Here is a 17,480-nt window from a genome sequence, read left to right as displayed (position 1 = left end):
TTATTTATTCAAAGGCACAAGAGATCGCAAGCCAACCGCGCAACTCTTGCGCCAGCGGGTTTTGCCTTAGAAAGGGGGTGAGATAGGGGGAGAAAAGGGAAGCGCGAAGCGCTTCCCTTTTCTCCCCCTATCTCACTTAAACGCAGTAAAACGCACGCTGGCGCACGTCTTTTGTAGTGGGCTGTGGGGTGGCGGACTTGTGCCTAAAAACATGCCGTAGGCACCCAAAAATTATTTATATTGGAAATTTAATACGCCATCCAACACCGGAGGGGTGTAACTATTTTAGCTCAGGATTGAGTAACCCAAATAACCCCGTCAGGGGTATAACTATTTTAAAACACGCTAGCTGAATCGCTTGTCAATGTAAATTCCCAACAATTGCAATTCTACAAATCAACCCCTCAATTAATTCGTTACTTAATAACAATATCCCGTCTTTTTTAACAGAATTATTAGCTAATTCTTTTTAGCATTTGCATTTCTTGTATAGAATTAGCTATATTTAACTATTGAATCAAAAACGCAGGAGGAAATAAAGCTGCGTTTACCTATGTTAAGCCGATTCGACATTTTTACCGTATAGCAAACAAAGCAGGTTTATTGCCCTTCACGGGTGCTTTACTGTACGGGCCACAGATAGAAGCTGAGTAATCTACCTATACCTAAAGTAGAGAGGGGAACCCACTGGGTTCCCCTTTACATTTCAATAAAAAACGATCAATTGAGGGTGATGGTAAATTCATCATAATCTTCCGTTCGCCAGGCAAGGTGCTGGGTGCTGCTGGAAAGGGCAAAGAATGGGGAGAATGTCCGGACTTTTACCGTCTTTCCGTCGGGGAGGAATTCCAGGATGCGGATCCAGCCGTCGCCACCACTGCCGTAGGTCCCGCCGCCAAGCGCCTGCGCATTGAACGTCATCTGGCTTACGCGCTTACCGGCACTGTTGTTATCGATGCGGAACCCCAAATGCTTGCGTACGTCATTTGGTGCGCCGATGTGGCCCGAGAATACCATTTCGATATTCTTGGCCGGCCGAACCAGGCGGTCGAATACCGCCGTGCCGTAGTGCGCATCCTGAAGGTCGTATTTGGCGGTCGCTATGTGTTCATTCTTGTAGTTCAGGTAGGCATGAGTCAGCAGAACGACGCTGTGGTCGGCATATTTTTGCTGATTCACGATCTTGTTCGCCCAACGCAGGACGGTATCCCGAGGGGCAAATTCCAGCGAGAGGAATAGGAAAGGCTTACCGTGTGGGGATTTCCATTGGTAGGCGGCATTCTCCAAGCTAGGGTTGCCATACACATTCTCCGTCACCTCGCGAAGAATCTTCTGATTTTCACTGTTCTTATCGGGATAGAAATATTGCGGGAAATGGGTCGTCTTTGGTTTGTGGGTGTAACTAAAGATGTTGTAATCGTGGTTTCCAGTCGCGGTGATGTAAGGAATCTTTCCATCCAATTTGGCAAAGGCACGGGCCGCGGCTTCCCACTGTTGCTTTCCCGTTTGGTCCATTTTCTTCGGATCGGGATTAATGATATCGTCATGCTCGACAAGGTCGCCGGTACACATCACCATCTCAATGTTGAGGCGATCCCTGTGCTGGACGATCCAGTTCATCATCACATCGAGAATAGGCTGGTTACGTTGGAATTTCACATAGTTCTGGATATCGGGCAACAGCACCAATGTCCACGATGTGGAGTCGCTAAGGGTAGGTTGTTGGAAGGATTGTTTATCCTGTGCGTAAAGTTTTGGGAGGGATAGCACGAGTAGGAGTGTCGCTGCCATCCATTTTGGAAATCTGATCATCAGTTGGCTTTTAAAACAAACGTGACCGAAGGTGGTCACGTTTGCGAAATTAAAATGGGTATGAATTGTAAGCGAATTAATAACCTGGGTTCTGTTCGAGGTTGTCATTGGCATCCATTTCCTGAATGGAAATTGGCCAGAATTCATCCTTGTTCGGTGAATAGATGACCTCCTGGGTGCCGAAATATTTCTTAGCTGCCGTGTGGGCATAGACCGGATTGGCATTTTCATCGATGCGCGTCAGGTAATCGTTGCCAAAGGCATTTGCTGCTCTGTTCAGGTACAGGTGGCCGTTCATAACCTGGTTGGCGATTCCCCATCGGCGCAGGTCATACCAGCGCAGACCGTCGTTGGCGAGTTCCACCTTGCGCTCGTAGCGCAGGGCCCGGCGCAATTGTGCTTGGTTCAAGCCAGCCGGTAGGTTCGGCATGCCGGCACGTTTGCGGATCTGGTTGATCGCGTCGAAAACAGATGCATCGATGCTGTTGCCTTCGATCTTGGCCTCGGCATACACCAACAAAAGTTCAGCGTAACGGAAGATACCTACGTTCAGGTCCGAGAATCCACTAACCGATGTGGTGTTGAATTCGGCGAGATCCGTGTGCTTGCGCCACAGGTAACCGCTGAAGGAACGGTAGGCATTTGTTGCATCGGCATTGGTCAACGTACTTGGTTTGGTCGCCGTTCCATTGATCACTGGCCAATAATTGTTCACTTTGGAAAAGGAAGGGTTTGGTTCGAACTGATACCCCATGAAGCGAGAGTTGGGACGCACCGTATACATATCCAATCGTGGATCCCTATTCTCAAATGGTTTCGAAGGGTCATACACATTGGATTCCGTGATGAAATTCCCTTCGCTATCCTGGAAGGAGTCGATAAAGTTCTGCGTAGGTCCCCAGTAACAAACACCTTTACCCAAACGGGAAGCCATGTAGTAGCCTTGGTTGTGGGTATTTCCCTTGATGTTCATGTTGTATTCAACCGTCCAGATCCATTCTTTGCTGCTTTCATATCCTTTGTGGCCGAAAATATTCGCCACCTCAGGTTCGCCCTCCGCGTGGGACTTTCCGGCAAATTGCACACTGCTATCGAATGCCGTGAGTTCATGTACGCCATTGGACAGGTCCAGCGCTTTCTTTGCAGCTTCCGCCGCAACGTTGTATTGCTTGCTGTATAGCGCTACGCGTGCCTTTAGCATATAGGCGGCAATGCTGGATGCTCTGGAGAACTTCACATTGGTCTGCGATTGGGGCAGGTTGTCCGCAATGGCCGTGAGTTCGTCCAGGATAAACTTCTCGACTTCAGCTTTTGGCGTGCGCGATGGCAACTCATCCGTCAGTTTTAAGGATTGTTTCAAAAGAGGCACATCGCCATAAAACTCGATCAGTTGTGAATATGCATAGGCACGGATAAAGCGTAGCTCGGCGTCGATCTTTTTGTAATCACTGTCCGAAAGGGAGGCTTTCAGGTCCGGCAATCTATCCAGGACATCGTGCACATGGCCAATGGTTTTGAAATATGCCGCCCAAGGTTTTGTCGCCAGGGCATTGTCGGTCGTGATGGAGCTCGTGATGGGCGAGGTATAGTTGTTGCCCGGTCTGGCGTAGCCAATGTCCGTTACGTTGTCCGTGACGTGCCAGAATGGTGTGCTGGAAGCATCCAGCAGGGTCAGCGATTTATAGGCCGCCAACAGCCCCATTTCAGCTTCTTTTTCATTGCTCGGGAAAGTCTCGGAGGATGGACCGTCCAACGGTAACCGCTCCAGATCGCATGAGGCCATCAGTGCCGAGCACAATAGGCTGATTCCTATGATAGATTTTGTCTTCTTGATCATTGTTGTTAAAATTTAAAGTCCAATCCAAACGTGTACACTTTTACCTGCGGGTAGAAGTTTCCGGCACCTAAACTTACGCCGTCATTTGCGCCCGCATTGTAGTTGATCTCCGGATCATAACCCTCGTAGAAATTGGTCTTCGTGAATAGGTTCTGTCCGTTCGCATAGATGAATATTCCACCGATCTTGCTGTTGCCTAACCAGCTTTTTGGGATTTCATAGCCCAATTGCAGGTTCTTCAGACGCAGGTACGCTGCACTGCGCATCCAGAAGTCGGAGTTCTGGGTGTTGTTCGTGGAGGTAATGGATACCCGAGGAAGGGATGCATCCCGGTTCTCCTCTGTCCAGTAATCCAATTGCCATGGCTTGATGGCCGATGAGCTTACCGCTGGGATTACATAGTGTGAGTTCAGGTAACCATCAGCCTTTGCTACACCCTGTAGGAATGCGCTCAAACGAACGCCTTTATAGCCAAGGTCCAGGTTGAACCCATACGTGTAGCGTGGCATGGTGCTGCCGATGATCACTTTATCAGCATCGGTAATCCTTCCGTCAGGAATGGCATTGCCAGCTTCGTCAAAATCACCTGCAATATCCTTGTAACGGATGTCGCCCGGCTTCAGATTACCGAACTGGGTTGGGCCATTGTCGATTTCCTCTTGGGATTGGTATAGGCCATCGGATTGGTAACCGAATATGGAATTGATGGCATAACCTTCCTGTTGTCTCAGAAGCGTTCCATCGACCATGCCGTTCATGTCAAGGATCTTGTTCCTGACATCGGAAATGTTCGCGCCGATGCCTAATTTCAGGTCGCCAAATTGGTTGTCGTACCGTAAGCTGGCTTCCCAACCTTGGTTCTGTACTTTGGCCGCATTCTGGAATGGCTTTGCCTTACCATGTAGTTCTGGGATATATAGTTTCAATAGAATCCCGTCCGTATGTTTCTTGTACCAATCGAAGGTAAAGGTAAAGTGATTGAAAAGTGTTGCATCCAATCCCAAACCGGACATGGTGGTTTCTTCCCACAACAGGTTTGGATTGGCCATGGTGTTCAGGCCGATCATCTGGTTCACGACACCACCAAGGGAGATACCGTCCAATTCCAGGGTCTCAATATACGGCTGGTAGGTGGTTCCGATATTCTGGTTCCCCAATTTACCCCATGATCCGCGGATCTTCAATTGGTTGATCTGTGACCGAAGGTTTTCCATGAAAGGCTCTTCGGAGATACGCCATCCGGCAGAGAAGGAAGGGAATGCTGCCCAACGGTTGGCTTTGCTGAAGCGCGAGCTTCCATCGTAGCGTAAGTTGGCCTCCAAAAGGTAGCGTCCTTTGTAATCGTAGTTGAAACGGCCAAATGTCGACACCAATAACCACTGGAATTGGTTGCCTGCATTGTCTTTTGTTTCTGTATTGGCACCGGCATTCAGGACTTCATACGTATCGTACGTGAAATCGCGACGGTAGCCCATCAGGTATTTTTCGTCGTATGTTTCGCGGGAAGCACCGACCATTAGCGTCAGGTTGTGGTCATTGAAAGACTTCTGTGCCGTGGTCTGGAAAAGGTAACTGCCATTGAAATAACGGTAGGCCGATTCCGTCAGCTCTGTGGAAGGAGCGGCTGTGCCGGCTTCATTGCCATCTTCGTAATAGGTCATGACCGCCTTGGAGAAGTCATGGATGTTGCGCGTGCGGTAGCGTGGTGCTGCCATACCGGAAATGGATAGCCAATCGAATGGTTTGTAGTTGATGGATAGGTTTCCGATCAGTTCCAGGTTGTTGACTTTTCTATTTCCACCGTCCTCGATGAAGGCGACAGGGTTGTTCTTTACCCAACCTTCAGACCAAAGACCATTCGCAACACGGATAGGGATATTGGTCGGCATACGGCCAAGGTAATTCCATACGGTCCCTTCATTGGCAATCTGTAACCGATTGGTGTTGATGGCCGAGAGGTCAAAACGGATGTTCAGTTTATCACTCGGGTTGATATCCATGTTGTTGCGGAATGTATAGCGCTTGAATCCGGTATTGTTGATCAATCCGTCCTGCGATACATAGCCCAAGGAAGGAGCAACGCGGATTTTGCCCGCTCCGGCATTCATGGATATAAAATGGTTGTGCGTAAAGCCGGAGCCATTCAGAATAGCTTTCTGCCAATCGAAATTGTCCGGGTTTTCCGCGTATAATCTATTGAAGTCTTCAAAATCTTTTTCACTGTAGATAACGGAGCCATTATCGTTCATGTTGGCGTCATTGAACACCTTCATGAAGGTATTTCCATCGGTTACCTCAGGAATAAAGGTCGCTTCCTGCCAACCAGTATATCCTCTATAGGTTACACCGAATTGGTCCTTACCGCGCTTTGTCGTGATCAAGATGACACCGTTTGCTGCTCTGGAGCCATAGATTGCTGCCGAGGCTGCATCCTTCAGGATGGAAATGGATTCGATCAGGTTTGCATCGACATTGTCCATGGATCCGGCTACCCCATCGATCATGACCAAAGGCTGGGAATCCGAACCGCCGAAGGAGTTGATCCCACGGATACGGATCTGTCCGGCGTCACCTCCGGGAGCTCCCGATTGCGAAGTTACCGTTACACCGGGTGCAATCCCCTGCAGGGCATTTGACGTGGAGACCACGGGTCTCTTTTCGAGCTGTTCGGCGCTCACCGTGGAAACTGCTCCTGTTAGGTTCACCTTTTTTTGTGTTCCATAACCGACAACGACAACCTCGTCGAGGTTCGTCTGGTCGTCCTGGAGCATCACATTCATGGTGTTTTGGTCGCCAACGGTTCGCTCGGCATTGGCATAGCCCATGCTCGCGAAGAGTAGGATGTCCCCCGTATTGGCCTCGACACTGTAGGTACCTTCGCCATCCGTTTGCGTGAGGGCGTTCAGGTGGCCCTTGATGCTGATCGTGACACCAGGGATCGGCACGCCGTCCTCCGTGGTCACTTTCCCCGAGATATTTTTCTGCTGTGCCCATAACATCCCGAACGGAAGGACACATAACAAAAAAATAAGGTGTAATTGTTTTTTCATTAGATGATGTGTATTAATATTAAATAGGTTTTGTTTTTCAAGATGCGTCTTAAACTTTCTTTAATTACCTTAAAAATTGTTTCGAAATTAGATTTATAATGTTAAGTAATTGTTAACGCACTGTTTTGATATTGTTAACAGGCGCTAAAATAGGCTTAAAAATTTAGATTTTTGATAAAAACAACAAAAGGTTATTCGCTTTAAAAGCGTTTCGAAAATAAAAAAAAGATTTTTAAACACCAAGGTTCAAAAATCTTTTTTCAAAAATAGGGTAGGAAAAGGTCTAGGCGACGATCATTTTGATGCCCAGATCCTCGATGGATTTCACGATGTTTGGGGAGACACGGCTGTCGGTGATGATGTAGTTCACGTCGATGAGTTCGCAGATCTTGCCGAGTCCGCGCTTGCCAAATTTGCTGCTATCTGCCAGGATAGCGATCTTTTGGGAAGTTTCGATCATCTTTTGGTTCAGGGTTGCTTCCGGCAGGTTGCTGATGGAGATCCCGAATTCCAGGTCGATGCCATCGGCGCCAAGGAATAAAATGCCGCAGCTGATCTCCTCCAGGATGCGGATGGCGTATTGTCCGGCCACCGAAGATGAGTTGTTCCGGATGAGGCCGCCAAGCTGTAAAACCTCGATATTCGGCTTTCCGCTAAGTTCAAGGCCGACTTTCAAGGCAGGTGTGATCACCGTTAATGCTGTGCTGCTCTCGATGTTCTTGGCCAGGGTGAATACCGTGGTGCCCGAGCCGATCATAATGGAATCGTTGTCCTTGATCAGTTTCAGTGCTGCCTGTGCAATGCGTTGTTTCTCTTCGCTATTGATGGATTCTTTCACCAAGATCGGTCGATCGATGGCGTAGGGGTTGCTGCTTGAGGCACCGCCCTTGATGCGGAAAAGCAGGTTCTTGTCCTCCAGAACTTTGAGGTCTTTACGGATGGTTACGCTCGATACTTTCATGGTCTCGCAGAGCCAGTCGATCGTAATTTTGCCTTTCTCTTTTACGCTCTTTAGGATGAATTCGTGCCTGTCAGTAATATTCATCATAATTCAATTTAATAAGTTAATACAAAACAAAGATAATTGACTTTTTCGGTTTGGGGATATTCTTTTTTTTTATTTAAAAATGTTTTTTTTCTATTCTTTTATTTTTACATTTGACTCCGTAGCAATTACGAAATCATAGCCAATCTACCTTATGTCAACATTCACATTGCCCATTCCTGCACAAAAAAGACGATGGTTAATCATTGTGGTCATCTTTCTAGCGATCGTATTCAATTACTACGATAGGCAGATTGTGTCCATCCTGAAGCCGATGTTAAAGGATGAGTTTGATCTGGGAGATGATGGATATGCGCTCGTAATCAATGTGTTCACGGTATTCTATGCCTTAATGTATCCTGTTTCGGGTTGGTTGGTGGATCGCTACGGTGAGCGCAAGGTAATGCTAGTAGGGATTTTGGGTTGGTCTGTTGCCTGTTTGGGAGGCGGTCTTTCCCGCACATTCGGCTCCTTTCTTTTTTTCAGGGGGATGTTGGGTGCTGCGGAACCTACCAATTTCCCGGCTCAGCTGAAAGTGATCACCGTTTGGTTCTCGGGCAAACTGCGCGCAACAGCGAATAGCCTCTGCGTAGCGGGAAGTTCCATTGGGGCCATTATTGCACCGCCTTTGGTCGCTTGGTTAGCCATGCAGTATAATTTTCATACCGTTTTCATCGTTGCTGGGGTAGTGGGTTTGATCATCGCCCTCATGTGGTTTTTGGTTTATGTGGAACCTCCTCGTGAAATACGGGAGGAAGCCATTGCTGCGGGAGAAATCAAAGAGAATGAACCGGCCTTTACCTGGTCCCAGCTGTGGAGTACAAAATCCCTATGGGGAATCCTACTGATCCGTTTCGTCAGTGACCCGGTGTGGTATTTCTGTCTGTTCTGGTTGCCGGGATACCTGCAGGAAGAAAGCGGATTGACATTGGCACAGATCGGTATGTTCGGATGGATTCCGTTTCTAGTGGCTGATTTGGGTGCCATCGCTACTTCTGCCTGGTCAGATAAAATGGTGCGCAATGGTAAAGAGCCCTTGCTTTCCCGCAAGATTATGCTTTCGGCCATTGCGGTATTGGCGCCATTGTGCTGCCTGACGACCTATGTTACCAATCCGTACCTGACGATCGCCATTTTCGCCCTGGTAGCCGTGGCTTGCCTGAGCTGGCTGTTTACCATTTCGGTGGTTATCGCGGAGGCTTTTCCCGTACAGAACGTTGCTTCAGTACTGGGAATCGCAGGAGGTTTCGGAGCGTTGGGCGCCGTCCTGTTCAATTATTTTGTGGGACAGATGATGGGATCCCTTGGCGCAGGCACCATTTTTATTGCCATGGCCTTTATGCATCCCATTGCGGTGCTCATCTTGTGGACCATGGTGCGAAAGGAAAAGCCCAAGGCAGTTTCAATAGAAGAAAATTAATAGATAAAAATAGTTTAAAGCAGTATTAGATATGGCACAAGTTAAAACCGTTAAGGAGCCTGCAAGAGAGACTCCGGTACGTATGGAAGTGGATGTTCTTGTTGTTGGAGGTGGTCCGGCGGGGATTATTGCGGCACAAGCTGCAGCATCGGACGGATTACAGGTCGCATTGATCGATAACCGCAGTTTTGTGGGCGGGAATATGACCATTGGTTTACCGGTACTGGGTTTCCTGGGCCAGAAAGGTAACCAGATCATCAAGGGCTTGCCGCAGCAGTTTATCGACCGTTTGAAGGCAGTGGATGCTGCTTCCGAGCACCGTCCCTGTCCGTTGCACATGAGCTTAACGCTTGTGGAGCCGGAAGCCGTTAAGAATGTCGGCTTGAAGGTTCTGGAAGAAGCAGGGGTTAAGGTACTGTTATATGTGTTCTCTGCAGGTGTGGTGATGGAAGGAGATGAACTGAAGGGAGTGATTATCGAGAGCAAATCCGGGCGTGAGGTCATCTTGGCCAAAACAGTGATCGACTGTACCGGTGATGCCGATGTTGCTTACCGCGCTGGTGTGGAATGCGAACAGGGCAATGAAGATGGAGGTGCACAGCCACCGACCTTGATGTTCTGTATGGCGGGCGTGGATACCGATAAATTGCGGATGTCCATCGCGGAGGAGCCGCGTACCTACCTGACGGATTTTATACCTGCGGAATATTTTGGGCAGAATCATCAATTTATCGTGGTAGGCTTGCGCAGCGTCATGGAAAAAGCACGTGCAGCAGGCTATGACCTACCGGTAGAGCGGACGATCCTGATCACCGGTCTGCGTGAGGGTGAAGTATGGGTGAACATGTCCCGGATCAATGGCGTGGATGGAACCAATCCGGAAAGCTTAACCTTTGGTGAGATTGAAGGCCGCAGGCAGGTAGAGGAAATCCAACGCTATCTACAGGAATATGTCCCTGGTTTTGAGCATTCCCATTTCACGAAAATGGCACCTTTCTTAGGTATCCGGGAGACTCGCCGAATCGTAGGCAATTATGTGATGACTGCGGATGATATTCTGGGCTGCCGTCGATTTGACGATGCCGTGGCTGTAGCAAGTTATCCACTTGATATTCACCACCCTAAAGGTGGAGGCTGTACCTTAACCTGGTGTGGTGATAGTTACGATATTCCATACCGTTCCTTGGTGCCTAAAACCGTGAAGAACCTCCTTGTTGCTGGGCGTTCCATCTCCACAACACATGAGGCCATGTCCGCGATCCGTGTTATGGCGCCATGTATGGCGATGGGTGAAGCGGCAGGTCGTGCGGCTAAGCTGGCCGTTCGCAAGGGTGTAACACCGAGTGAGGTTAATGTGGAAGAATTGCGTGCAGATTTGCTTCAAGCAGGAGCCTATTTGGGAGAAGGCTTGGAAGCGACCGTTTAATTACAGTTGAGGGACATGAAAAAAATCGAGCATAATCCCCGTCGGACATTCCTGAAAAATCTGGGATTGGTGGCCGCATTGCCCTTATTGGGAACATGGGAGGCCCATGCAGGCCATGCCGTTAAGGACAGAAGCCAATTGGTAGTTCTGACCTGCAATATCCGGGTGGATCTTCCAGAAGATGCTGCAAAGGGATTGGGCTGGGCGGACCGTCGTGAGGCCTGCCTATCAGTCATCAAGAAACAACAGGCGGACATCATTGGATTTCAGGAGGTGCTGCGGGGCCAGTTCATGGACCTGAAGGAGCAATTGTCCGATTACATGGCCTTTGGATTTGACGGTCCCGAGATGGACGCATTCAAGGAAGGGTATCACGGTATTGCCAAGAATCCGATCTTTTTTTCGAAAAAGCGTTTTGAGTTACGGACAGCCGGCGCATATTGGCTATCAGAAACGCCGTTAAAGGCAGGTAGCCTTTCTTGGGGATCTGCGCGTGCCAGGAATGCCTCCTATGTACGTTTATACGATAAAGTAGCGAAACGGGAATTGCGCTTGACGAACCTACATCTGGACCATGTCAGCAATGAAGCAAAAGAAGGGCAGATCCGGGTGGTGCTCGAGGAGGCCGCGCAATACCAAGTGGATTTTCCACAGCTGCTGACCGGAGACTTCAATGTTGGAATCGATTCCAAGGTTTACCAGGATATTATTCAAGCTGGATGGGTCGACAGTTATGCGGCGGTATACCCCGGGCAAAAACCTGAAGGAACGACACATGGCTTTAAAGGTGAAGACCCGGAACGCAAGAAGAAATCAAAAAAGATTGATTTTATCTTTATGAAAGGGCCTTGGGAAGCCCTGTCCTCCCAGATAATTAAGGATAGCTACAGAGGAAAACTTCCAAGCGATCATTATTTCGTACGTACAAACTTAGCTTATCGAACTACCTAATTTCTGGACTGCACCTAGCGTGCGGTCAAATAATGCTAAAAAAAGAACAACGCTAATCTTGTTCTTTTTTTTAGCCATATGAAGTTTAATAATGTTTTATTTTGTTATTTTTATTTGATAATAATTTCAAAATACAATCAATTATAAACTTAATTAAACGCAATGACACAGCAAACAACGACCGATAGGTTAGGGATCCCTAACAATTTAAAATGGGGATACCTGGGTATCTTGATCTTCATGATGGGGGATGGCGTGGAGCAGGGCTGGCTCAGTCCCTACCTGCTGGAACATGGCATGAGTATCGAACAATCGGCAAGTCTTTTTACGGTTTACGGTATTACCATTGCCATATCCTCATGGTTCTCCGGTGTCCTTGCAGAAAGCTATGGTCCTCGGAAATCCATGTTCATGGGATTGATATTGTACCTGATCGGAACCATCGGTTTTGTATCCATGGGAATGGCCAAGCTGGATTATCAAGCAATGCTGCTGTTCTATGCCATTCGTGGGTTCGGTTATCCATTATTCGCCTATTCCTTTATGGTTTGGATCAACTACCGGACGCCTCAACACATGTTGGGTCGTGCAGTGGGTTGGTTCTGGTTCGTATTCACGGGAGGGCTGAATGTTTTGGGTGCCTATTATTCCAGTTGGGCTCTGGAACGGATCGGTTATGAGAATACCCTGTGGTCTTCGATTATCTGGGTGCTGGTGGGTGCTTTCTTCGCCCTGGTCCTGAACCGGGATAAATTTGAGACCAAGGCCTCCCAAGGTTCGAAATCGAAGGAACTCCTCAATGGCCTTACCATCGTTCAAAAAGAGCCGAAGGTGCTTATTGGGGGGATTATCCGCGTGATCAATACCACGGCCCAATTTGCCTTTCCGGTATTCCTGCCGATCTATATGGCAGAATATGGCTTCGATACAAAGTCGTGGCTGCAGATCTGGGGGACCATTTTCACGAGTAACATCGCATTTAACCTCATATTCGGTTTTGTCGGCGATCGGTTGGGCTGGCAACGAACCATTATGTGGTTCGGGGGTGTAGGCTGCGCGATCGCAACCCTGCTGTTCTATTATGCACCGCAGTGGTCGGACGGATCCTATTGGGCAGTCATGGCCGCAGGTATAGCTTGGGGAGGGCTATTGGCGGGCTATGTACCGCTTTCCGCCTTGGTGCCCTCTTTGGTCAAGGAAGACAAGGGGGCGGCCATGGCCATCTTAAACCTTGGCGCCGGATTGCCGGTTTTCGTGGGCCCGGCCTTGGTCGGTTTGCTCATCGGGGCCATCGGCAGCGAGGGTGTTGTGTGGGTGCTGGCAGGACTGTACCTGTGCAGTGCCGTGCTCACCAAATTCATTGGGATTCCTGCACGGGAAACGGAACAGGAACCCGATCTATCAATTGTAAAATAGTTTAAAGGAAAAAATTCAAGTCAGTATGAAAGTATTATTAACCGCGCCTTATGAGAATGAAAAAGCGTTGAACGAGCTGAAAGGCCTTTTTGATGAAGTTGTTTACCGTTCATGGAAACCACATGGACGTGCCTATAATCCGGAAGAATTGGATGCCCTGCTGAAGGAGACTGAAGTGGATGCCTTGATTTCGGAACACGATGAAATTACGGAGGAAGTCCTTCGCAAAAACCCACACCTGAAGTTTGTGGGCATCTGTCGCGGAACGCCATCCAATATCGACTTGGAGGTCGCTACGGAATTGGGTATTCCCGTATTCAATACACCAGCGCGCAATGCGCAGGCAGTGGCGGAAATGTTTATCGCCAATGTAATTACCCTTATGCGCAATACCATACCGGGAATCAACTGGTTGGAAGGGAAAAATTGGGGCGAAGGGGCCCACACCTCCTATTTGCAGTTCAAGGGAAATGAACTGGCAGGCAAAAAGGTGGGTATGGTTGGCTTTGGTGCCGTAGGGCAACATATTGCCCGTATGTTGGTCAATTTCCCATGTGAGATCTATTACTTTGATCCGTATTATACCGATCCGAACACGGATTTTAAAAAGGTGGAATTGGAGGAATTGTTTGCCAGCTGTGATGTCGTGGGTATCCACTTGCCGGTAACCAAGGAAACGAAAGGAATGATTGATAAAAAATACCTGTCGCTTCTCCATAAGGATGCTATTTTTGTAAATACAGCGCGCGCGACGGTTGTCAACCGCGAGGACCTCTTGGATATCATCGAAAACGGAAAGATCCGTGGAGCAGTTCTGGATGTGTTCTACAATGAACCACCGGATGAGATCGATTACAAGATGATCACGAACAAGCAGGTATTGGCGACACCGCATATCGCAGGTGCAACCCATGAGGTGGAAGACCACCATGCATTTATCATGAACAACAACCTCCGTGAGTTCTTCCATAATGGCAATCATACCATTAAGCAACTGGTGAACAAAGCGGTTTTGAAAAACACGACTATTAGTTAATATGGCACAGAAACAAGCCTATTTGATCGTTGATATCGGTACGGGAAATGCCCGTGTTGCGGTATCGACCGTTGATGGAGAATTATTGAGCATCAAAAGGGAAAACGTCCATTATGAAACCGATCCAAATTTTGAAGATTCCATTTTCTTCAATCCAGAGGATTTATGGCAACAGATCCTGAAGCTCTCTACTGCTGCTTTAGCAGAAGCTGGTGAGGTACAGGTCAATGCCATCACGGCAACCAGTCAGCGCGAAGGGATTGTTGTGGTGGATCAGGCTGGAAAATCCCTGTTGGGTATGCCAAATATCGACCATCGCGGCCGTAAATGGGAAGTGGATCTGCAGGATAAGGATTTGGTTTACAACCTTTCCGGAAGATACCCAACGTCCCTATTCTCGGCGTTCAAACTGGTGGGCGTTCGGGAGGTTTATCCGGAACTGTTTGCGGACATTGCATCTGTTATGAGCATCTCCGATTGGATACAGTTTCAATTCTCCGGAATTGCCGGCTATGAGCATTCTCAAGCCTCCGAAACTCTTTTGTACGATGTGGAGACCAAGCAATGGTCCAAGGATCTGTTGGCACAATTTGCCATTGATGAAGAAATCCTGCCGCCCCTAAAGGATGCCGGAACGATCCTTGGTCCAATACAAGTTGCTGTTGCCAATACCTTAGGTATCAATCCTGAGGCGGTGGTTGTGGTCGGTGGTGGCGATACACAATTGGCGATCCGCAGTATGGAGCCGTCGGCAAATGACGTGGTCATTGTATCAGGAACGACCACACCGATTATTAAGATTGTCAGTTCGTATGAAAAAGATGCGGAGCAACGCACCTGGACAAGTAGGCATATCGATGCCGATAATTTCATCTTGGAAGCCAATGCCGGCGTAACAGGATTGAACTACCAGCGCCTGAAAGAAATATTTTACCCCAACGAAGGGTATGATGTCATCGAAAGGGAGTTGGAGGACGCCACCTATTCGCAATGTGTTGCTTCGCTGGGTTCATTGATTGCCGATGAGGAGGAGCCGTTAACCAAAGGCGGCTTTATTTTCAATGCGCCGGTATCCCATCAATTGACACGGGGCAGCTTTGTTTTTGCCATCCTGTGGGATATTGCGTGCAGTATTTACGAGAACTACAAATTTCTCTGCGATGTATCTCCACATAGCGAAAGCTATATCTGGGCATGCGGCGGTGGAGTGGAAAGCCGGAAATTACGACAGTTTATAGCCAATCTCTTCGGTAAGAGCATCAAGATCCGTGATACCTTCCGTCAAGCATCGGTTTTGGGGGGCGTGTTTCTCTGTAATGATGCGTTGGGGGTGTCGAATGCCACTCCAGCACTGTTGGAAGAAATCTTCCCGCAGGATCATGAGGAATTCGAGAAATTGTATCAGGAATGGCGGAATGCCCGTAAAACCTTTAAACAAGTCGGTCAATAATGAGAAACTACTTTTTCGGACTGGATGTCGGTACGCAAGGGGCAAGGGTGGTGCTGGTGGATCAACAGGGTACCCTGATTGCTGCGGACGACAGAAAATTTAAACTTGATGATACTTTCCGGGAGGAGCAGTCGCCGGAAATCTGGTGGGAAGCCTGTGCCGAAATGATGCAACAACTCATTCAGCAACTTCCTTCCGATATAGATAAAAAGAAAATAAAGGCGATTTCCGTGACGTCAACATCCGGGACGGTAATTCCTTTAGATGCATACAATAAGCCGTTGCATGCGGCGATCATGTACAGCGACGCCCGTTCTGCGGAACAGGGAAAGCGCTGTAAGGAAATTGCTGGTCGCCATGTGAAAGATGGTTATACTGGATTCAACGCGTCCAGTGGCATCAGTAAGATGAGCTGGTTCCAGGAAACCTATCCAGAGAAAGCAAAGGATATCGCCCTTTGGATCCATGCATCGGATTACTTGGTGGGCAAGCTATCTGGAAATTACCGCACGACGGATTACACCAATGTACTGAAATCGGGGTATGACTTGGAGCAATTGGCATGGCCAGACTATATCAGCTCGGAAATCGGCATTGACAGATCGCATCTGCAGGATGTAGTTCCATCGGGAACCGTGGTCGGTAAACTGGATCCTGTACTCGCGGACACCTGGGGGATTCCGCAATTGGACGTGGTAGTGGGGATGACCGATGGCTGTGCGACACAGATGGCGTCCGGTGCGGTGAAGCCAGGGACCTGGAACACGACGATCGGCACAACCTTGGTCATCAAAGGGGTCACCCGGAAGAACGTAGTGGATCCATTGGGACGGTTGTATAGCCATCGCCACCCGGAAGGATATTGGATGCCCGGTGGGGCAAGCAATACAGGTGCAGATTGGATTTCCATTGGATTCGCTGATGGGCTGGACGCTTTAAATCAAGCTGCCGAAGGGTTGATCCCAACCGGCGAATTGGCGTGGCCACTAGTGCAAGAAGGAGAACGCTATCCTATCATGGCGCCTCAGGCTCGAGGTTTCGCACCTTCGGATCTGACGCGTGAAAAATTATATGCAGCGAATATGGAGGGAGTCGCATTTATCGAAAAGCTCGCCTATGAAATTATTCATGAACTCTCCGGCGAAGAGCTGGAAGCTGTTTATTCCGCAGGGGGCGGCAGTAATTCCGATGTTTGGCTGAAGATCCGTGCGTCGGTGCTGCAGGTGCCAATCTATAAATGCAAGGAAGCAAGTGGTGCATTTGGTGCTGCTATTATGGCGGCATCCAATACCTATTATTCCAGTTTGATCGAGGCTGCAGAAGCCATGACACAGATTGAAAAAGTAGTGCAGCCCGATGGGGAATTACAAGAAGCTTACGCCTCCCAGTATGAAAATTTTAAATTGAAATTGAAAAACCTAAACTACATCGCATGATAACAATTTGCCTATTGCGGCATGGGGAAACGGCGTACAATGCCGAGGGAAATAAATATTGCGGACGAACGGACATCCCATTAACGGATAAGGGGATCGAGCAGGCCAGACGCATGAACAACCTGTTAAAGGATTATGATTTCGATCAGATTTTCTGTTCGCCATTGCTGCGCGCACGCACTACGGCAGAGATTGCATCGGGAACCCCTACCAAGGTACAGACCGATGACCGTTTGATAGAAGTTGATTTCGGTCAATGGGAGGGGAAACGTTCTGAAGACTTTATTGCTGAAGATCCGGATTCATGGACGAATTGGTTAGCCGATCCTACACAGTTTCGTGCAGGTAATACTGGCGAACGGGGCGATGAGATCATTGCGCGCCTGGACAGTTTCTATACCGAGCTGTTGGAGAAGTTTGACGGGCAGACCATCTTGGTTGTTGGCCACAACGGCATCAATCGATTTTTTATGGCCAAACAATTAGGTATGCCATTGAAGAACTACAGACGCCTGGTGCAGGAAAATTCCGCCCTTACCTTGGTAACATTAGATAAACATAAAGGTTTTAATTTGTTAAAACTGAATGCCTAATTTTAGGC

12 protein-coding genes are annotated in these 17,480 nt (G+C 48.4%); 8 read left to right on the top strand and 4 right to left on the bottom strand.

The window, feature by feature from the left end:
• Positions 1–720: 720 nt before the first annotated feature.
• The 4 genes from G6N79_RS16735 to G6N79_RS16720 all read right to left on the bottom strand — a co-directional run bounded on the left by G6N79_RS16735 (position 721) and on the right by G6N79_RS16720 (position 7,747).
• The gene (locus G6N79_RS16735) at positions 721–1,812 is read right to left on the bottom strand and encodes a metallophosphoesterase (RefSeq protein WP_103905755.1); all 1,092 of its coding nucleotides are present in this window, start codon (positions 1,810–1,812) and stop codon (positions 721–723) included.
• 76 nt (positions 1,813–1,888) lie between these two features.
• Positions 1,889–3,649, bottom strand: coding sequence for a RagB/SusD family nutrient uptake outer membrane protein (locus G6N79_RS16730; protein WP_103905754.1), 1,761 nt, complete (start codon positions 3,647–3,649; stop codon positions 1,889–1,891).
• Positions 3,650–3,654: 5 nt separating this feature from the next.
• The gene (locus tag G6N79_RS16725) at positions 3,655–6,699 is read right to left on the bottom strand and encodes a SusC/RagA family TonB-linked outer membrane protein (protein ID WP_103905753.1); all 3,045 of its coding nucleotides are present in this window, start codon (positions 6,697–6,699) and stop codon (positions 3,655–3,657) included.
• A 283-nt stretch (positions 6,700–6,982) separates the two neighbouring features.
• On the bottom strand, positions 6,983–7,747 hold the full coding sequence (locus G6N79_RS16720) for a DeoR/GlpR family DNA-binding transcription regulator (RefSeq protein WP_200818766.1): 765 nt from the start codon (positions 7,745–7,747) through the stop codon (positions 6,983–6,985).
• Between the two features lie 151 nt (positions 7,748–7,898).
• Between G6N79_RS16720 and G6N79_RS16715 the strand changes: the two genes are divergently transcribed.
• From G6N79_RS16715 to G6N79_RS16680, 8 genes are all read left to right on the top strand, one after another.
• Positions 7,899–9,164 carry an MFS transporter gene (locus G6N79_RS16715; protein ID WP_103905752.1) on the top strand — a complete coding sequence of 422 codons (1,266 nt, stop codon included), beginning with the start codon at positions 7,899–7,901 and terminating at the stop codon, positions 9,162–9,164.
• 31 nt (positions 9,165–9,195) lie between these two features.
• A complete protein-coding gene (locus tag G6N79_RS16710) occupies positions 9,196–10,590 on the top strand; it encodes an FAD-dependent oxidoreductase (protein ID WP_103905751.1) in 1,395 nt (464 codons plus the stop codon).
• A gap of 15 nt (positions 10,591–10,605) precedes the next feature.
• A complete protein-coding gene (locus G6N79_RS16705) occupies positions 10,606–11,541 on the top strand; it encodes an endonuclease/exonuclease/phosphatase family protein (RefSeq protein ID WP_103905750.1) in 936 nt (311 codons plus the stop codon).
• A 162-nt stretch (positions 11,542–11,703) separates the two neighbouring features.
• Positions 11,704–12,957, top strand: coding sequence for an MFS transporter (locus tag G6N79_RS16700; protein WP_200818765.1), 1,254 nt, complete (start codon positions 11,704–11,706; stop codon positions 12,955–12,957).
• Between the two features lie 25 nt (positions 12,958–12,982).
• A complete protein-coding gene (locus G6N79_RS16695) occupies positions 12,983–13,993 on the top strand; it encodes an NAD(P)-dependent oxidoreductase (RefSeq protein ID WP_103905749.1) in 1,011 nt (336 codons plus the stop codon).
• A gap of 1 nt (position 13,994) precedes the next feature.
• Positions 13,995–15,443, top strand: a complete 1,449-nt coding sequence (locus G6N79_RS16690) for an FGGY-family carbohydrate kinase (protein WP_103905748.1) — start codon at positions 13,995–13,997, stop codon at positions 15,441–15,443.
• The gene (locus G6N79_RS16685; RefSeq protein ID WP_103905747.1) at positions 15,443–16,879 is read left to right on the top strand and encodes an FGGY-family carbohydrate kinase; all 1,437 of its coding nucleotides are present in this window, start codon (positions 15,443–15,445) and stop codon (positions 16,877–16,879) included. The genes G6N79_RS16690 and G6N79_RS16685 overlap by 1 nt, the downstream gene beginning before the upstream one ends.
• Positions 16,876–17,472, top strand: a complete 597-nt coding sequence (locus G6N79_RS16680; protein ID WP_103905746.1) for a histidine phosphatase family protein — start codon at positions 16,876–16,878, stop codon at positions 17,470–17,472. The genes G6N79_RS16685 and G6N79_RS16680 overlap by 4 nt, the downstream gene beginning before the upstream one ends.
• Positions 17,473–17,480: the final 8 nt, after the last annotated feature.

This window comes from Sphingobacterium lactis, from assembly GCF_011046555.1.
Taxonomy (GTDB): domain Bacteria; phylum Bacteroidota; class Bacteroidia; order Sphingobacteriales; family Sphingobacteriaceae; genus Sphingobacterium; species Sphingobacterium lactis.
Note: the sequence above shows the minus strand (reverse complement) of the source record. Positions and strands in the feature narration are given on the sequence as shown.

Coding starts and splice junctions, on each gene's coding strand:
- G6N79_RS16735 (WP_103905755.1), bottom strand. CDS start 1,812: ATGATCAGATTTCCAAAATGGATGGCAGCGACACTCCTACTCGTGCTA.
- G6N79_RS16730 (WP_103905754.1), bottom strand. CDS start 3,649: ATGATCAAGAAGACAAAATCTATCATAGGAATCAGCCTATTGTGCTCG.
- G6N79_RS16725 (WP_103905753.1), bottom strand. CDS start 6,699: ATGAAAAAACAATTACACCTTATTTTTTTGTTATGTGTCCTTCCGTTC.
- G6N79_RS16720 (WP_200818766.1), bottom strand. CDS start 7,747: ATGATGAATATTACTGACAGGCACGAATTCATCCTAAAGAGCGTAAAA.
- G6N79_RS16715 (WP_103905752.1), top strand. CDS start 7,899: ATGTCAACATTCACATTGCCCATTCCTGCACAAAAAAGACGATGGTTA.
- G6N79_RS16710 (WP_103905751.1), top strand. CDS start 9,196: ATGGCACAAGTTAAAACCGTTAAGGAGCCTGCAAGAGAGACTCCGGTA.
- G6N79_RS16705 (WP_103905750.1), top strand. CDS start 10,606: ATGAAAAAAATCGAGCATAATCCCCGTCGGACATTCCTGAAAAATCTG.
- G6N79_RS16700 (WP_200818765.1), top strand. CDS start 11,704: ATGACACAGCAAACAACGACCGATAGGTTAGGGATCCCTAACAATTTA.
- G6N79_RS16695 (WP_103905749.1), top strand. CDS start 12,983: ATGAAAGTATTATTAACCGCGCCTTATGAGAATGAAAAAGCGTTGAAC.
- G6N79_RS16690 (WP_103905748.1), top strand. CDS start 13,995: ATGGCACAGAAACAAGCCTATTTGATCGTTGATATCGGTACGGGAAAT.
- G6N79_RS16685 (WP_103905747.1), top strand. CDS start 15,443: ATGAGAAACTACTTTTTCGGACTGGATGTCGGTACGCAAGGGGCAAGG.
- G6N79_RS16680 (WP_103905746.1), top strand. CDS start 16,876: ATGATAACAATTTGCCTATTGCGGCATGGGGAAACGGCGTACAATGCC.